Below are 15,028 nucleotides of genomic sequence, written 5' to 3'. Positions count from 1 at the left end.
TCTCCCTCGGGCCGGTCGGGGCTCATCCTTTGACCGATCCGGCGAGCAGTCCCCGCGCGAAGTGCCGCCGGAGGGAGAAGAAGACGAGCAGCGGGACGAACGCCGACACGAAGGCTCCTGCGGTGAGCCGCTGCCACTCGTTGCCGTACGTCCCGGCCAGGCTCGCCAGTCTGACCGTCATCGGCGCGGTCTCGGCCGTCCCGCCCGACAGCGTCAGTGCCACGAGGAGGTCGTTCCACACCCAGATGAACTGGATGATGGCGAAGGAGACCAGGGCCGGGCGGGCCAGGGGCAGCACGATCCGGAACAGCAGCGTCCCGTGCGACGCGCCGTCGACGCGGGCGGCCTCGATCAGGTCCCGGGGCAGCCCTGCCAGGAAGTTGTGCAGGAGGAACACCGCGAACGGCAGCGCGAAGACCGTGTGGGCGAACCAGACCTGGCCGAAACGCGCGGGACCGGTGAGGTTCCACGCGGGCAGGAACAGCCAGCCCTGGGAGAACAGCTTCAGGAGGGGGACGAGCGCCATCTGGAGCGGCACGACCTGGAGCGCGAAGATGCCGACGACGAGCGCGTCCCGCCCCCTGAAGTCGATCCACGCCAGGGCGTACGCCGCGAAGAACGCCAGCACGAGCGGGAACAGCACCGAGGGGAGGGTGATGACGACGGAGTTGACGAAGTACTCCGCGAGCCGCCCCGACCCGTTCCCGCCGCCGGACAGCACCTCGCCGTAGTTGTCGAGCGTGAGGTGCGGCGTACCGAACACGGTCCACCAGCCCGTCGTCTTGATCTCCTCCTCGGGACGGAACGAGGAGAGCAGCAGACCGAGGGTCGGTGTCGTCCAGAGGACCGCGATCACCACGGCGATCGACGTGAAGGCGCGGGAGGCCAGATGCTCCCGGACGCCGTTCACGCTGTCCTCCGCTGTGCCCGGACCTGGTGGGCGACGAAGGGGGTGACGAGGACGAAGAGGAGCACGGCGAGCGCCGCACCGCGGCCCGTCTCGCCGTAGCGGAAGGCCTGGTCGTACATCTCGTGGGCGATGACGCCCGTGTCGAACTGTCCGCCGGTCATGGTCTTGACGATGTCGAAGGCCTTGAAGGTGCCGATCGTCTGGGCGAGGACCACGACGAGCAGAGTGGGCCTGATCGACGGCATGGTGATCCGCCAGAAGATCTGCCGGGGGGACGCGCCGTCGAGTCGGGCCGCCTCGGTCAGCTCTCCGGGAACGGCCCTGATCGCGCCGGCCAGCAGGACGGCCGCGAAGCCCGCCTGTGTCCACACCATCACCACGATGAGGAACAGGACGTTCCAGGGAGAGTCCACGAGCCATTGCCTCGGTTCGCCGCCGAACGCGACGACGAGCTGGTTCAGCAGCCCGATCTGCCCGGCCTCCGCGGGACGGTAGGCGTAGACGAACTTCCAGACGACACCCGCGCCGACGAAGGAGATCGCCATCGGCATCAGGACGAGGGACAGCGCGAACGCTCTGAACCGCGACCGTACGACGGCCGCCGCGTAGAGCAGACCGACCGAGGCTGCCAGCAACGGCACGAGCACCACCCACGCCAGGGTGTTGCGCAGCGCCATCAGCGCCCGGGGGTCGGTGACCATCCACACGTAGTTGTCGAAGCCGGCCCACGCGTCTCCCCCGCTGTCGGTGAACGACAGGACCAGGGTGCGCAGACCGGGCAGGAGAAGACCGACCGTGAGTAGCAGCAGCGCGGGGGCCAGCAGGATCAGGGCCGCGCCCCTCCTCCGTACCGGCCCCCGGTGCAGCGCCAGCAGGATCAGGGAGACCACCGCCGCGAAGGCGGCGACGCCCTGGAGCAGGTACAGCAGCTTGGGCTGCTGGGCGACGGCGTCGAACGACATCAGTGGCTCGGCCAGGCACGTTCGATGGAGTCGGCGACCTGCCGGGTGCTCGCGCCGCCGATCCAGTCGACGGATCCCTTCCAGAACGTCCCGGCACCGACCGAAGCGGGCATCAGGTCCGAACCGTCGAACCTGAACTGTGTCCTGGGGTCCTGGAGCAGCTGGATCGAGAGTCTGTCGACCGGGGTCGCGGCGTTCGCCGGATCCACGCCCTTGTTCGCCGAGACGAACGGGCCCTTCTTCATACGCGCGTTCGCGAAGTCCGCGGAGGCCAGATACTCCTGGAACGCCCGCACTTCGGGACGGTCGGCGAACGCCGCGGTGAACACCCCACCGCCCAGTACGGGGCGGCCGGCCGGGTCGGCCCCCGGCAGGAGGAAGGCGTAGACGTCCTTGTCCGGTCCGATCTCGGTGCCCTTCGGCCACATGTCGGCATAGAACGAGGCCTGGCGGTGCATCGCACAGTCGCCGGAGAGAATCGGTGTGCCGGCCTCCTGGAAGGAGATCGACGCCATCGAACGGGCCGGACCGAAACCGCCGTTGGCGTACCGGTCGTTCTTGAGGACGGACCCCACGGTGTCCATGGCCTTGATCACCCGCGGGTCGTTGAACGGGATCTTGTGGGTGACCCACTGGTCGTAGACGTCCGTGCCCTGCTGGCGCAGCAGGACGTCCTCGATCCAGTCCGTCACGGGCCAGCCGGTCGCCTCGGCGGACTCGATGCCCGCGCACCACGGCTTGACGCCCGACGCCGCGGCCTTCTCCGTCACGGCCATCAGCTCGGACCACGTACGGGGAACGCTCAGTCCCCTGTCGCGGAAGAACTTCGGCGAGTACCAGACGAACGACTTCACGTTCGCGACCAGCGGCGTGCCGTAGAGGGTGCCGTTCACGGTCGCGTAGCTGTTCCAGTCAGCCGACCAGCCCTGCTTCGCGAGGGCCACGACCCCGGCGCTCGCGGGCTTGAGCTTCCCCGCCCGCGCAAAGCGTTCCAGGAGCCCGGGCTGAGGGAAGAACGCCACATCCGGCACACTCCCGCCGTCGACCCGGAGCTGGATCTGGGCCTCGAACTCCCCGTCCCCCTCGTACTGGACGTCGATTCCCGTGCAGTCCGCGAAGTCCGCCCAGGTCTCTTCGAACAGGTCGGCTTCCCGGTCCCGGTTCTCCGCGTAGACGGTGACCTTGGTGCCGGGGTGCCTGCCGTACCTGGCGTACGGCCCACAGTCCACGGCGGTGTGCGACTGCGAACCACTGTCCTGCGGAACACCGCAGGCGGCGGCAAGGGCGGCGAGGGCGATGACGGCGAGCACGAGCCTCGCGCCGAACCTCATGGGTGTATCTCCTCCGATCGCCCGCCGAGGGGTCCTCGGGGGCGATCAGAAGCTACCAGCGCTCGAACATTATCGACTAATCGTTCGATCTTGAACGATCGGGTCAGTGGACGGTGGACCTGGCCGCGTCCTGGATCAGCTCCGCCACTGCCTTGGGCTGGGCGAGCATGACCAGATGGGAGGAGTCGACCTCGACGGTGGTCATGCCGGCGCGCTCGTACCCGTAGCGCTCCACATCGGGGTTGATCGTGCGGTCGGAGGAGGCGACCAGACCCCACGAGGGCTTGGTCTTCCACGCCGCGACAGGCGCCGCCTCCGAGAAGGCCCGTGCGGCCAGGGGGCGCTGGGAGACGGCGAGCACCGCGGCGAGGTCGGGGTCGACGTCCGCAGCGAAGAGGGCGGGGAACTTCTCGATCTCCACCGAGACGTCGGTGCCGGTCTCGGTGGAGCCGGCCACCGGGAACGGGGTGTAGACGAGCGCGTCGGCGAGACCGGAGTCGGGGAAGCGGCCCTGCAGCTCGCCCAGGCTCTCGCCCTCCTCCAGCGCGTATCCCGCGAGGTACACCAGTGCGCGGACGTTGTCCTCCGTGCCGGCGAGGGTGATGACGGCACCGCCGTAGGAGTGCCCGACCAGGATCACGGGGCCTTCGACGGCGCGGATCACCGAGGCGATGTACGCGGCGTCGTCGACGAGGCTGCGGTTGGGCACGGCCGGGGCCACCACTTCCATGCCGGCAGCGGCCAGTTCGGGGATGACGCGGGCGAAGCTGGAGGCGTCGGCGAAGGCGCCGTGGACCAGGACGACGGTGGGGCGGGCGTGTCGGGGCATGGGGGAACTCCTCGGTGCGTGAGGGGGGGATGGGGCAGGGGATGCGGGAGACGGGAGGCGGATGTGTGGTGTTCGTGTGGTGCTTCACAGGCCGAAGCGGGCGCGCCTCGCCTCGGGCACCAGGTCGGTGTACTCGGGGTGCTTGCCGATCCAGCCCCGGATGAAGGGGCAGTACGGCAGGACGCGCAGCCCTCGGGCCCGGGCGTCGTCGAGGACCCCGCGGGCGAGCAGCCCGCCCAGGCCCCGGCCGGCGGACCGGCTGTCGATCTCGGTGTGGATGAAGGCGATCTCGCCCTCCGAGAGGTGGTACTCGGCGAAGCCGGCGGTCTCGGCGCCGTCGTCGCCGGCGAGGATCTCATACCGGGACTTCTCGGGCCGGTCCGTCACCTGCGGTTCCATGGGTGCTCCTGTGCGGTCGTCGTGTGACGGGGTGGGTGGGTGCGGTCAGAGCGTGCGGCGTACGCCCGCCTGGCGTTCCAGGTTGCGGAGTTGGACGGACAGGTCGCCTTCCACGGCGAGGTGGGCGGGGCCGCTGCGGCCGATGGGCAGGACCTGCTCGCTGCGCATGTCCTCGAGCATCAGGGCGAACGCCGTGTACATCGCGACGAGCGCCACCACGAGGCCGAGCGCGCCGGACGTGCGCGTCAGCCATTCGGCGCCGGTGATGCCCGCGAGGCCGGTGGCCGCCCAGCGGGGCAGGGAGACCGCGAGGACGAGCCACAGCGCGCGCTTGGGCCGGGTCACGGCGGTCATCAGGGCCCCGAAGCAGAGGAGCGCCAGGTTGAACACGCCGAGGACCTGAAGGCCGTCGGCCGCGCCGCTGAGCATGATGAGCGAGTAGGGCAGCCAGCTGCCGGCGAACACCGCCATCAGCGTCGCCGCGATCACGTCACGGGCGCCGAAGGCCAGGAAGCTCACCAGAAGTTGCAGGGCGAAGGCCGGCAGTACGGTGAAGGCGACGGCGCTGCGGGCCGTCTGGTCGAAGATCCCGAGCTGCAGGCAGCCTGTCATCACGGAGGCGATGGCTATCGTGAAGAAGCCGAGCGGCATGGGTGAGGCGATGGGGCGCAGGTTGATCCGTGTCATCGACCGGAGGTCCGGCTCGAAACGGCGTCCGGGGGGAACGTCCGGCAGGGTTGCCGGCGTGTCGCCGCCGTCGGCGGCGGGGGAGGCTGCGGACATCGGGTGGATCTCACTTTCAGTGATCGAAGCAGGGATCGACGAAGGACGGCGTCGTATCGGGAACGGAGCCGCGTGCGACGCGCCAGCGGCGGTGCTGCTCGGACTCGGCGACGGCCTCGGCCACGGCCGATGCCTGGCGGGCACCGCTCTGGTACCCGCCGAAGTGGGCCACCGGGCTCCACTCGGGGGCCACCGGCGGGATGGCCTCGTCGAGCCCCTCGTACTCGGCGGTCGCGTAGACGATCCGGCCGCCGACGACAGTGAGGACGGACTCGATGTCGGGAATGACGTCCTCGGGCACGGTGAGGAAGTCGTCGGAGAGGATCGCGAGGTCGCCGTAAGTCCCCTCTCGCAGGGTTCCCTTGACGTCCTGCTCGCCGGTGAGCTGCGCTCCGCCCCGGGTGTAGAGGCCGAGGGCGGTCTCCCGGTCGATCAGGTTCCCGGCCGGGTAAAGGGCCGTCCCGCCGACGGTGCGCCCGGTGACCAGCCAGTGGAGGGCGACCCACGGGTTGTACGAGGAGACGCGGGTGGCATCGGTTCCTGCGGCGACGGTCAGGCCTCGGTCGAGCATGGCCCGGACCGGCGGGGTGTGGGCGGCGGCCCCGGCGCCGTAGCGGTCGAGGAACGCGGCGCCCTGGAAGGACATCCGGTTCTGGACCGAGACGGCGCCGCCGAGGGCGGCGATCCGGTCGAGGCTGTCGGCCGAGACCGTCTCCGCGTGGTCGAAGAGCCAGCGGTTGCCGCCGGGGAAGAGTCCTTCGGCCGCGAGCTTCTCGAAGACGGCCAGGTCGCGGCGGATCGTCTCGTCGTAGGTCGCGTGGAGCCGGAAGCCCCAGCCGTTCTCAAGGAGAAGCCGGACGGCGCTCTCGAATTCGGTCTCGTACCCTGCGGCAAGCTCGGGCCGGGGCTCGGAGAAGTTCTCGAAGTCGGCGGCGGCCCAGGTCAGATTCTCTCCCGCGCCGTTGAGGCGGAGCCACTCGTCCCCGTCCCCGGGCTGGACCATCCCGGTCCAGCGCTTCAGGTCGGCGAGCTCCTGCCCGGCCGTCTGCGGGAAGAGGTGGTAGGCGATCCGGAGGGTCAGCTCCCCCGACCTGGCGAGGTCGGCGACCGTCGCGTAGTTGTCGGGGAAGTTCTGGAACCCGCCGGCGGCGTCGACCGCGGACGTCAGTCCGAAGCGGTTCAGCTCGCGCAGGAAGTGGCGCGTCGACGTCCGCTTGTCGGCCTCGTCGAGGGCCGGCGCCTTGGCCAGGGTCGAGTACAGGATGAGGGCGCTCGGCGCCGCGAGGAGCACGCCATTGGGTTCGCCGTCCCGGCCGCGGACGATCTGCCCGCCGCGGGGATCCGGGGTGTCGCGGGTGAATCCGGCTGCCTGCACCGCGGCCCGGTTCATCAGCGCCGACTGGTACAGGTGCAGGACGAAGACCGGGGTGTCGGGGGCGGCGGCGTTCAGCTCCGCGACGGTCGGCATCCTGCGCTCGGCGAACTGCTCGGCGGTCCAGCCGCCCACCACCCGGATCCACTGCCCCTTCGGGGTGCGGCCGGCCTGCTCGCGCAGCATCGCGAGGGCGTGTCGGAGGCTTCGTACGCCGTCCCAGCGCAGCTCCAGGACGTAGTTCAGGCCGCCCCGGATGACATGCAGGTGCGAGTCGTTGAGGCCGGGGATCACCCGGCGGCCGAGGGCGTCGACGACCTTCGTTCCCGGCCCGACGAGGTGGGCGAGGTCGTGGTCGTCGCCGAGGGCCGCGACCCGGCCGTCGCGGAGGGCGACGGCACGGGCCTCGGGGCGGTCGGGGTCACCGGTGAACACCTTGGCGTTGCGGACGAGGAGGTCGGCGTGCTCGTGTTCCCGACGCGGGGCGGGGACGAGGCCCGCCACCGGCATGCTCGTCGACGGCCCGGTCATGCGAGGGCCTTGCGCAGGGTGTCGGTGGCGAGACCGATGGCGAGTTCCGCGGCCTGCGTCTCGCGCAGTGCGTTCAGCATCACGAAGTCGTGGATGACGCCCTGGACGCGCAGGGCGGTGACGGGGACGCCGGCGGCGCGGAGCCTCGCCGCGTACGCCTCGCCCTCGTCGCGCAGGACGTCGGCCTCGGCGGTGATGACCAGGGCGGGCGGCAGGCCCGTGAGCTGCTCGGTGGTGGCGCGCAGCGGGGAGGCGGTGATCTGGGCGCGCTCGGCCTCGGCGGTCGTGTACTGGTCCCAGAACCACTTCATGGCGTCGCGGCGCAGGAAGTAGCCCTCGGCGAAGGCGTGGTACGAGCCGGTGTCGAAGCTCGCGTCCGTGACCGGGTAGAAGAGGACCTGCTGGACGAGCGTGACGTCGCCGCGCTGCTTGGCCATGAGGGTGAGGGCGGCGCTCATGTTGCCGCCCACAGAGTCGCCCGCGACGGCGATCCGCGTGCCGTCGAGGTCCTTGTGGTGGCCCTCGCGGGCGACCCACTGGGCGACGCTGTAGTTCTGCTCGATCGCGACGGGGTAGCGCGCCTCGGGCGAGAGGTCGTACTCGGGAAACACCACGGCCGCCCGGGTGCCGACGGCGAGTTCGCGGACGAGACGGTCGTGGGTGTGGGCGTTGCCGAAGACCCAGCCCGCGCCGTGGATGTAGAGGATGACGGGAAGCGGGCCGGTGGCGCCGCGGGGGCGGACGATCCGGGCGCGGACGTCGCCGGTCGGGCCGCCGTGGACGGTGATCCACTCCTCGTCGACCTCGGGCAGGGGGACGCCCTCACCGCTCTGGACGCCGTCCACGGCCTTACGGCCTTCGGCGACGGGGATCTGGTAGAGGTACGGCGGCTGGGCGGTGGCGTCGGCGAAGGCCTGGGCGGCGGGTTCGAGGACCGGACGGTTCTTCACAAGGGGTTCTCCTTCTGGGGATGTACGAGAGGGCGCAGGCCGGGGGCTCAGCGGGTCGCCCGTACGGCGTCGAGGATCACGTCGGCGACCACGGCCGGACGGGAGACGGCCACGGCGTGCGACGCGTCCACTTCGGTGATGTGCGAGCCGGCGCGCCGGGCCATCCACCGTTCGGCGGCGGGCGGGATGTTCTTGTCGGCGGTGACGATCAGCGCCCAGGAAGGGATCGTCTTCCAGGCCGCTTCCCCGGCCTTCTCCTCCAGCGCGGCGGTGGCGACCGGGCGCTGGGTCGCGGCCATGACGGCCGCGTCGGCGGCGGGGACGTCGGCGGCGAACTGCCGGTGGAACTTGGCCCGTTCGATGACGAGTTCGGTGCCGGTGCCACCGCCGGGCAGCGGGTACGACCGCGGGTTCACGGTGTCGCCGAGGGTGGAGCCGGGGAACTTGGCGGCGAGCTCGGCCGCGCTCTCGCCCTTGTCCGGGGTGAACGCGGCGATGTAGACGAGGGCCTTCACACGGCTATCGCCCAGCGCGGCGCCACTGATGACGGCGCCGCCGTAGGAGTGGCCGACCAGGACGACGGGGCCCTCGACGGCGGCCAGCACGCTGCGCAGGTAGGCGGTGTCCGCGGCGAGACCGCGCAGCGGGTTGGCGGGGGCCAGGACGGGGTAGCCGGCGCGCTGCAGCCGCCTGATCGTGCCGCTCCAGCTGGAGGCGTCGGCGAACGCCCCGTGGACCAGGACGATCGTGGGCTTGGGTCCGTGCCGGTCGGCGCCGACGGCGGCCGGGCCGCTCGCGGGTGCGGCGGGTGCGGCGCCCATCAGGGCGGCCAGGGTGGCCGGCAGGGCGAGGGCGAGGGTGCGCCTCTTGGGATGCATGGGTGTTTCCTTGTCGGGTGGTGAAGCATTCGGGTGCGCTCGGGCGGGCGGGGGTGCGCCGGTCGGGCAGGAGGGTGCGCCGATTGGGCCGAGCGGGTGCGGCGGTCGGGCGGGGGCCTCGCCTCAGAGGCCGTACGCCTCTAGGAGCCGGAGCCAGACCTCGCTCACCGTCGGGAAGGCGGGCACGGCGTGCCACAGGCGCTCCAGGGGGACCTCGCCCACGATGGCCACGGTTGCGGTGTGGACGAGTTCGGTCGCCAGGGGGCCGGTGAGCGTGCAGCCGACGACGACTCCTCGGGTCTCGTCGACGACGAGCTTGGCGAGGCCGCGGTAGTCGTCCGCGTGGAGCGCGGCGCCGGCGACGTCGTCGATGCGGTACTCCACCGTGCGTACCGCGAGACCCGCTTCGCGTGCCGCGCGTTCCGTGAGACCGACGCTCGCGACCTCGGGACGGGTGAAGACGGCCTGCGGGACGGCGATGTGGTCGGCTTCCGCGCTCCACGGCTGCCAGCCTCCGGTGACGGCCGGGCGCCCCGCGGCTCGCTCGGCGATCGCCGCCGCGCAGGCGCGGGCCTGGTACTTGGCCATGTGGGTCAGCGGCGCACGGTGGTTCACGTCGCCGACGGCGTAGAGCCAGTCGCCCTCGACTGCCGTGACGCGGCAGGTGTCGTCGACCGGGAGCCAGTCGCGTGCCGCCAGTCCGACGGAGTCCAGGCCGAGGTCTGCGGTGCGCGGGCGCCGGCCGACGGCGGCGAGGACCTCGTCGCAGACGAGGGCGGTGCCGTCGTCGGTGTCCACGGTCACCGCGCGGGTGTCCTCGTCACGGGCGACCCGGACGGCCGACACCCCGAAGCGGATCGTGACGCCCAGATCGCTCAGACCCCGGGCGACCTCTTCGCCGGCGCACGGCTCCCAGCCGGTCAGCAGGGCCTGGTCGCGGACCAGCAGGGTGACGGAGGAGCCGAGCGAGCGCCACGCGGTGGCCATCTCGCAGGCCACCACTCCCCCGCCGATGACGACGAGCCGCTCGGGCACCGCGTCGGCCGTGGTGGCCTGCCGGCTGGTCCACACACCGATCCGGTCGAGCCCTTCGACCGGCGGAAGGGCGGGCTCCGTGCCGGTGCAGACCACGACCGCGCGCCGGGCCCGCAGGGTACGGACCGTGCCGTCGGCCCCCGTCACCTCCACCCGGCGCTCACCGGCGAGCCGTCCGTGCCCCCGTACGAGCGCGATGCCCGCACCGTCGAGCCAGTGGGCCTGGCCGGTGTCGTCGCCCCGCCCGGTGAAACGGTCACGGCGGGCCAGGACGCGCGCCGGGTCGAGTGCCGCCGTGACCGCCTGCCGGGCCCCGTCGACCGAGCGGGCCTCCGCCCGGGCGGCGCCGGGTCGCAGCAGGGCCTTGCTCGGGACGCAGGCACGGTAGGAGCACTCGCCGCCGACGGCGTCGGCCTCGACGACGACGGCGGTCAGCCCCGACCGGACGACCCGGTCTGCGGCGACCTCGCCGCCCGGCCCGCCGCCGACCACGACGACGTCGTACGTGTCCTCCATCAGCCGTGCACCAGTGGGGTGTCCACCAGGTGTTCGGCCAGGAACCACACCTGCGCCTCGCCGGTGCGGATGACATCGGAGACGAGCAGGTCGGCGCTGCCCTCGTCGCCCTCCCCGGAGAGCCGGGCGGCGGCGTCCCGGGCGTCGATCAGGATCCGCTCGTGCGCGTCGAGGAGCCGCGACAGCATGACGGGCACCGGCTCGACGCCGTCCGGCGGCCGGGGGATCGACGTCAGCTCCGCGACGTGACGCGGGTCTCCGACGGCGACGCCGCCGAGGCTCTGGACCCGCTCGGCCAGCGCGTCCACGATGGCCAGTTGGGCCTCCGCGTGCTTGTCCAGCATCAGGTGGAGCGAGTAGAAGGTCGCCCCGCGCATGAGCCAGTGGTGCTTCTTGTAGAGGGAGTAGAGGATCTGCGTGTCGGCGAGGACGCGGTTCAGCCGCTGGCAGGCGTACATGCGGGTGTCGTGGCCGAGGCCGATCGGCAACTGCTTGAGCGTGCCGAACGCCTGGGTCTCGGCGCCCTTCTGGTGCAGCAGCGGCTGGCCGCCGCCGTGCGGGGTCGTGAGGGTGTCCATCGAGTGCTCCTGTTCGGGAGAGAAGGTGGGAAGGGCCCGGCCGCCCGGTCGGGGGGTACGCGGACGGCCGGACCCGGTCTGTGCGGCTCGCGCTCAGCGCTCGGCGATCGCCGGGGCGGCAGTCCGGTGCAGGACGAGCCGAGTGAGGAGCCCGCTGCCGAGACCGGCCACGAGCGCGAGGGCCGCCCACCACAGCGGGTACGGCGTGAGGCCGAGGGCCGCGTCGAGGGACCAGGCGCCGGGGCCGGTGGCGGCGAGGGCGGCGGCGGTGCCGATGAGGACGAGCGGGTACTCATATCCGTCGTTCTGCACCCAGAGCCCGTGGCGCCATTTCACGGTGAGCGCGACCGTCATGACCCCGATGGCGCCGGTCGCGGCGAGCGGGGTCAGGAGGCCGGCCGCGAGCAGCAGACCCGACCCGATCTGGCCGCCGCCCGCCGCCAGGGCGGTGAGGGCACCGCCGCGGAAGCCGTCGGCGCGGAACTCCTCGGTACCGCCCTCAAGTCCCTTGCCGCCCAGGTGCGAGCTGATCTTCTGCACACCGTGGCCGGCCACGAGCAGTCCCACCAGCAGACGCAGGATCAGAATGCCGGTGTCCACAGGGGTCAGCCGGCGGCGTGCGCGCCGATGACGCTCTGCGCGTACACGACGCCCAGGCCGTAAGCGCCCGCGTGGGCCTTGACGATCTCCATGACCGCGCCGTACGACTCCTGGCGCGCCCAGTCGCGCTGCAGCTCCAGGAGCACCTGTACCCAGGTCACCGGCACCGCGCCGGCGGCGATCATCCGCTGCAGCGCGTGCTCGTGGGCGGCCGGGCTGACGCCACCGGAGGCGTCGGAGACCACGTACACCTCGTATCCCTGCTCAAGCGCGGACAGCGCGGGCAGCACCAGGCAGACCTCGGTCCACAGGCCGGACAGGATGATCTTCTTGCGCCCGGTCGCCTTGACCGCCGCGACGAGCGCCTCGTCCTCCCAGGCGTTCATGGTCGTACGGTCGATCACCTCGTGCTTGGGAAACACCTCGGCGAGCTGGGGCAGCAGCGGCCCGGAGAACGACTCGGCGGCGACCGTGGTCAGGACGGCCGGCACATCGAAGGCCTGAGCCGCCTTGGCGAGACCCACGGTGCTGTTGATGATCGCGGCGCGGTCGCCGCTCCCGGTGCCGAAGAACATCTGCGGCTGGTGGTCCACGAAGAGCATGACCGAGTTGTCGGGCGTGAGCAGATCCTTGCTCGGGGCGGCCTGCACCTTGGTGATGTCGAACATGAGGGGTCCTCTCGAAGCAATCGGTATCGTGCCTGCCGCCTCCGCGGCTCGGCACTTCTTCAAGCTACGAACGACCCGACCGACCGCGTTGACCTCCTGCGCCCAGGAGTTGGCACGACAGCGCACAACCGGTCAAGGACCAGAGCCGCGCAGTGTCACGGGCGCGAACGCGCAAGGTCGCGACGCCGGCACACTCGCCCCAAGCCTCCTCCGAAACGGTGCGTAACCACACCCCAACCCAACGAAGGGCCGCCTCACCAACGGAAACACCGCCAGGAACGGGCCGCGGCCGGGGAGAATCCGGGGAGAATGAAGCCGCCTCGGGGAGCGGCTGGGGAGAGTCGACCGCGTAGGACGGCGTCACGGTGAAAGCCCCGGAAACGAGCAAATTCGCAGGGGCAGGGCGAAGCACGGCAGTTGGAGGACGGTGGCCTCGATGACGCCGCCCCGGCTGTACGCACCGGCCCTCCTGGGGTCGGGAGGTGCCCCAGAGCACCAGGCCGCCGGGGGCCCGGCTCCGGGTCGTTCCCCCGCTGCGAGGTCCACATCTCGCCCGCGGTCACCAGGCCCAGCTGAAACTGCTCGGGGTCGCTGCGCCGGGTGAGAGCGGCCGTACGCCGGGACCGCAGCGGCGAGTACGAGAATCGTTTGGCGCACCCTCCCCTTGGCCGGCCCCGACCCAGGCTAGCTTTTTGCTTCAGGCGATGGGTTTGCCGTCGTGCTTGCCGCCGATGCAGACCCACGAACCGTCGGAGGACTCATACTCCACAGTCCCCTTGCCTTCCTCGCATGCCTTCGGGTCGACGCTGGGCGTCGCAGTCTGTGCAACCACGGCAGCGTGCGCAGCAGGGGCAATGGGGCCAGGAGCGGCCAGTATCACGGCGGCGGTGAACCCGAGAAGTCGTGTACGCATCGGGACCTCCGACAAGGACGAGCGACACGGTCGTCACCAGCTTCCCCCCGCACGGTGTCGAGGTGTGCACCCTGTTACTCCATTCGGGTGACGGCTGGGGCCCCGTTACCGCACGGGAGGCGCTCCCGGGAGGCGCGGTCAAGGGGCGTTCGCCCAGGTGCGGCGGCAGGCTGGTGCCATGAAGAACGCCCCTGCGGTAGCCGTGGGACCACCCGAGGACAGCGGCCTGCGGAAGGTTTTGATCAACGGCAAGCCCGTCGGCGAGGCGCGCTCCCCCGAAGAACTGCAGAAAGTCCTGTGTCAGGCTGGTCTGACATTCGAGGATGACATCCATTGGCTCGGCGGAGACAACACTGTCTGGCCGGGTCGCTCGCCGCTTCGACACATAACTGGCATCGCCGTGGCAGCCGGCCTCCTGGGGACTGCATGCGTGCTTGCCGGGATCGGCATAAAGGACGCCGCTGATGCCCTCAGCTTCGCCGGGAGAATGGCAGGGTTTCTTTTGCTCACCTTGGCCCTGGTGGAATTGTTGGGCCTGTTGGCCGCAATCGCCTATTGGGGCCGGTGGAGGATGGCTAAATCGGGGCCGGTCGTGCTGCTCGGAGTCTCGGTCGCCTTTGCCGTCAGTTCGGGGCTGCTCTTGATGCACATCCACTACCGGTGGCATCCGTGGTACATGATGATCTGGATAGCCCTCGCGCTCTGGTCTTTCTGGGCCCTGTGGGTGCTTGCGTGGCGCGACCGGGTGTGGAAGGGGCTTCGCTATCCTGGGCGAATTGCGATCGGGGCGATCGTCTCCTCTCTCCTTGTCGTCATCAACTTGGGATATGGGCTGGTCTACGCACCTTCTGTGGCGCAGCCGCTGGTGCAGAGTACGGCTGAATTTGGGACACCAAGTTTGGACAAGAGCGGGGAGATGTACCTGCGGGTCCGCCTGCACATCAAAAACGCCGGCCAGGTCCCGGTCTATGTGCTCGGCAGCATCTACTGGATCAAGGTCAGGATCGCGAAGGATCCGAAGGACGAATACCGGGTCATCAAACCTGGCGAATTCATCGAGCCTCCGGGGCGGACGTTGGTTCCGGGGGAGGAATATTCTATTGATGTGGTCGCCGAGATCCTCCACCCCGACAAGCTTAACCATGAAGCAGTGAGAGTCGAGACCCAGACGTATGTGATCAGGAAAGACAGATTGACGATGACCGCCGATTACGAGGCGTCCGAAAAGGGGAGGGAAGAACTCAAAAAGGAAGGCAAGGACAAAGATCCTCCCGGGCCCGCCGATCCCTACATCAGATATCAGTCCGGCATCTCCAGCAGTACTCAGCTCCTGAACGTGACTCGAGGTTGGGAGCGCGTGACGGTCTGGTGGGTGTATGCAAAGGGCGCTCCGGATCTCTTTGTGGATGTGTCGCGGCGGGGCGAAAAGAAGATCTTTAAGCCCGACCTGAAGCATGGTGAGGACTGGTACGGTCTCGCATTCGTGCGTGGCTCGATTGCGGAGACACCGTTCGCGGAACTCATGAGGAAGGCTCAGGCTCAGCGCCCGCTCCCCTGAACCCGACCGCGTTCCCCGCCCCGACCAGGGCTGTTGCTAAGTCAGCAGCCACGGCGGCCGGCCACCGCGTTGACCTGCGGACCCTGGTGGCCGCCCTGCCTCCGAGACGTTCTCCGCGGGCGGGGTCGCGTTGACGGGCCTGGGGAAGCGGGGCCCGGCCAGGGCGACCCTGATGGCGGACGGCAGCATCATCTGCTTTGCGTCGGCGTGAACGG

Annotated in this window: 14 protein-coding genes; 1 reads left to right on the top strand and 13 read right to left on the bottom strand. The window is 70.5% G+C overall.

Features of this window, described 5'->3' with window-relative positions; translation table 11 throughout:
- Positions 1 to 22: 22 nt before the first annotated feature.
- The 13 genes from OG429_RS30335 to OG429_RS30275 all read right to left on the bottom strand — a co-directional run bounded on the left by OG429_RS30335 (position 23) and on the right by OG429_RS30275 (position 12,342).
- Positions 23 to 910 carry a carbohydrate ABC transporter permease gene (locus OG429_RS30335; RefSeq protein ID WP_328928432.1) on the bottom strand — a complete coding sequence of 296 codons (888 nt, stop codon included), beginning with the start codon at positions 908 to 910 and terminating at the stop codon, positions 23 to 25.
- A complete protein-coding gene (locus OG429_RS30330) occupies positions 907 to 1,872 on the bottom strand; it encodes a carbohydrate ABC transporter permease (protein WP_328928431.1) in 966 nt (321 codons plus the stop codon). The genes OG429_RS30335 and OG429_RS30330 overlap by 4 nt, the downstream gene beginning before the upstream one ends.
- A complete protein-coding gene (locus OG429_RS30325) occupies positions 1,872 to 3,203 on the bottom strand; it encodes an ABC transporter substrate-binding protein (protein ID WP_328928430.1) in 1,332 nt (443 codons plus the stop codon). The genes OG429_RS30330 and OG429_RS30325 overlap by 1 nt, the downstream gene beginning before the upstream one ends.
- Before the next feature lie 103 nt (positions 3,204 to 3,306).
- Entirely contained in the window at positions 3,307 to 4,032 is a 726-nt protein-coding gene (locus tag OG429_RS30320) for an alpha/beta fold hydrolase (protein ID WP_328928429.1), read from the bottom strand.
- 84 nt (positions 4,033 to 4,116) lie between these two features.
- Positions 4,117 to 4,431, bottom strand: a complete 315-nt coding sequence (locus OG429_RS30315; RefSeq protein WP_229335859.1) for a GNAT family N-acetyltransferase — start codon at positions 4,429 to 4,431, stop codon at positions 4,117 to 4,119.
- A 45-nt stretch (positions 4,432 to 4,476) separates the two neighbouring features.
- Positions 4,477 to 5,214 (bottom strand): GPR1/FUN34/YaaH family transporter, encoded by a 738-nt coding sequence (locus OG429_RS30310; protein ID WP_328928428.1) that lies wholly within the window; start codon positions 5,212 to 5,214, stop codon positions 4,477 to 4,479.
- 16 nt (positions 5,215 to 5,230) lie between these two features.
- Positions 5,231 to 7,117, bottom strand: coding sequence for an amidohydrolase (locus OG429_RS30305; protein ID WP_328928427.1), 1,887 nt, complete (start codon positions 7,115 to 7,117; stop codon positions 5,231 to 5,233).
- Positions 7,114 to 8,067 carry an alpha/beta hydrolase gene (locus tag OG429_RS30300; RefSeq protein ID WP_328928426.1) on the bottom strand — a complete coding sequence of 318 codons (954 nt, stop codon included), beginning with the start codon at positions 8,065 to 8,067 and terminating at the stop codon, positions 7,114 to 7,116. Before OG429_RS30300 ends, OG429_RS30305 begins: the two co-directional genes overlap by 4 nt.
- A 47-nt stretch (positions 8,068 to 8,114) precedes the next feature.
- A complete protein-coding gene (locus OG429_RS30295) occupies positions 8,115 to 8,945 on the bottom strand; it encodes an alpha/beta fold hydrolase (RefSeq protein WP_328928425.1) in 831 nt (276 codons plus the stop codon).
- A 123-nt stretch (positions 8,946 to 9,068) separates the two neighbouring features.
- Entirely contained in the window at positions 9,069 to 10,496 is a 1,428-nt protein-coding gene (locus tag OG429_RS30290; protein WP_328928424.1) for a dihydrolipoyl dehydrogenase family protein, read from the bottom strand.
- Positions 10,496 to 11,074, bottom strand: a complete 579-nt coding sequence (locus OG429_RS30285; RefSeq protein WP_328928423.1) for a Dps family protein — start codon at positions 11,072 to 11,074, stop codon at positions 10,496 to 10,498. Before OG429_RS30285 ends, OG429_RS30290 begins: the two co-directional genes overlap by 1 nt.
- 93 nt (positions 11,075 to 11,167) lie before the next feature.
- Positions 11,168 to 11,674 (bottom strand): DoxX family membrane protein, encoded by a 507-nt coding sequence (locus OG429_RS30280; RefSeq protein ID WP_266614040.1) that lies wholly within the window; start codon positions 11,672 to 11,674, stop codon positions 11,168 to 11,170.
- 5 nt (positions 11,675 to 11,679) lie between these two features.
- Complete coding sequence (locus OG429_RS30275) at positions 11,680 to 12,342, bottom strand: hydrolase (protein WP_266614042.1); 663 nt, start codon at positions 12,340 to 12,342, stop codon at positions 11,680 to 11,682.
- A 1,091-nt stretch (positions 12,343 to 13,433) separates the two neighbouring features.
- On the opposite strand from OG429_RS30275, the gene OG429_RS30270 reads away from it, so the two are divergent.
- Positions 13,434 to 14,813, top strand: coding sequence for a hypothetical protein (locus OG429_RS30270; RefSeq protein WP_328928422.1), 1,380 nt, complete (start codon positions 13,434 to 13,436; stop codon positions 14,811 to 14,813).
- Positions 14,814 to 15,028 lie beyond the last annotated feature (215 nt).

The organism is Streptomyces sp. NBC_00190 (assembly GCF_036203305.1).
Classification (GTDB): Bacteria; Actinomycetota; Actinomycetes; order Streptomycetales; family Streptomycetaceae; genus Streptomyces.
Note: the sequence above shows the minus strand (reverse complement) of the source record. Positions and strands in the feature narration are given on the sequence as shown.

Coding starts and splice junctions, on each gene's coding strand:
- OG429_RS30285 (WP_328928423.1), bottom strand. CDS start 11,074: ATGGACACCCTCACGACCCCGCACGGCGGCGGCCAGCCGCTGCTGCAC.
- OG429_RS30305 (WP_328928427.1), bottom strand. CDS start 7,117: ATGACCGGGCCGTCGACGAGCATGCCGGTGGCGGGCCTCGTCCCCGCC.
- OG429_RS30320 (WP_328928429.1), bottom strand. CDS start 4,032: ATGCCCCGACACGCCCGCCCCACCGTCGTCCTGGTCCACGGCGCCTTC.
- OG429_RS30310 (WP_328928428.1), bottom strand. CDS start 5,214: ATGTCCGCAGCCTCCCCCGCCGCCGACGGCGGCGACACGCCGGCAACC.
- OG429_RS30325 (WP_328928430.1), bottom strand. CDS start 3,203: ATGAGGTTCGGCGCGAGGCTCGTGCTCGCCGTCATCGCCCTCGCCGCC.
- OG429_RS30315 (WP_229335859.1), bottom strand. CDS start 4,431: ATGGAACCGCAGGTGACGGACCGGCCCGAGAAGTCCCGGTATGAGATC.
- OG429_RS30275 (WP_266614042.1), bottom strand. CDS start 12,342: ATGTTCGACATCACCAAGGTGCAGGCCGCCCCGAGCAAGGATCTGCTC.
- OG429_RS30330 (WP_328928431.1), bottom strand. CDS start 1,872: ATGTCGTTCGACGCCGTCGCCCAGCAGCCCAAGCTGCTGTACCTGCTC.
- OG429_RS30290 (WP_328928424.1), bottom strand. CDS start 10,496: ATGGAGGACACGTACGACGTCGTCGTGGTCGGCGGCGGGCCGGGCGGC.
- OG429_RS30270 (WP_328928422.1), top strand. CDS start 13,434: ATGAAGAACGCCCCTGCGGTAGCCGTGGGACCACCCGAGGACAGCGGC.
- OG429_RS30295 (WP_328928425.1), bottom strand. CDS start 8,945: ATGCATCCCAAGAGGCGCACCCTCGCCCTCGCCCTGCCGGCCACCCTG.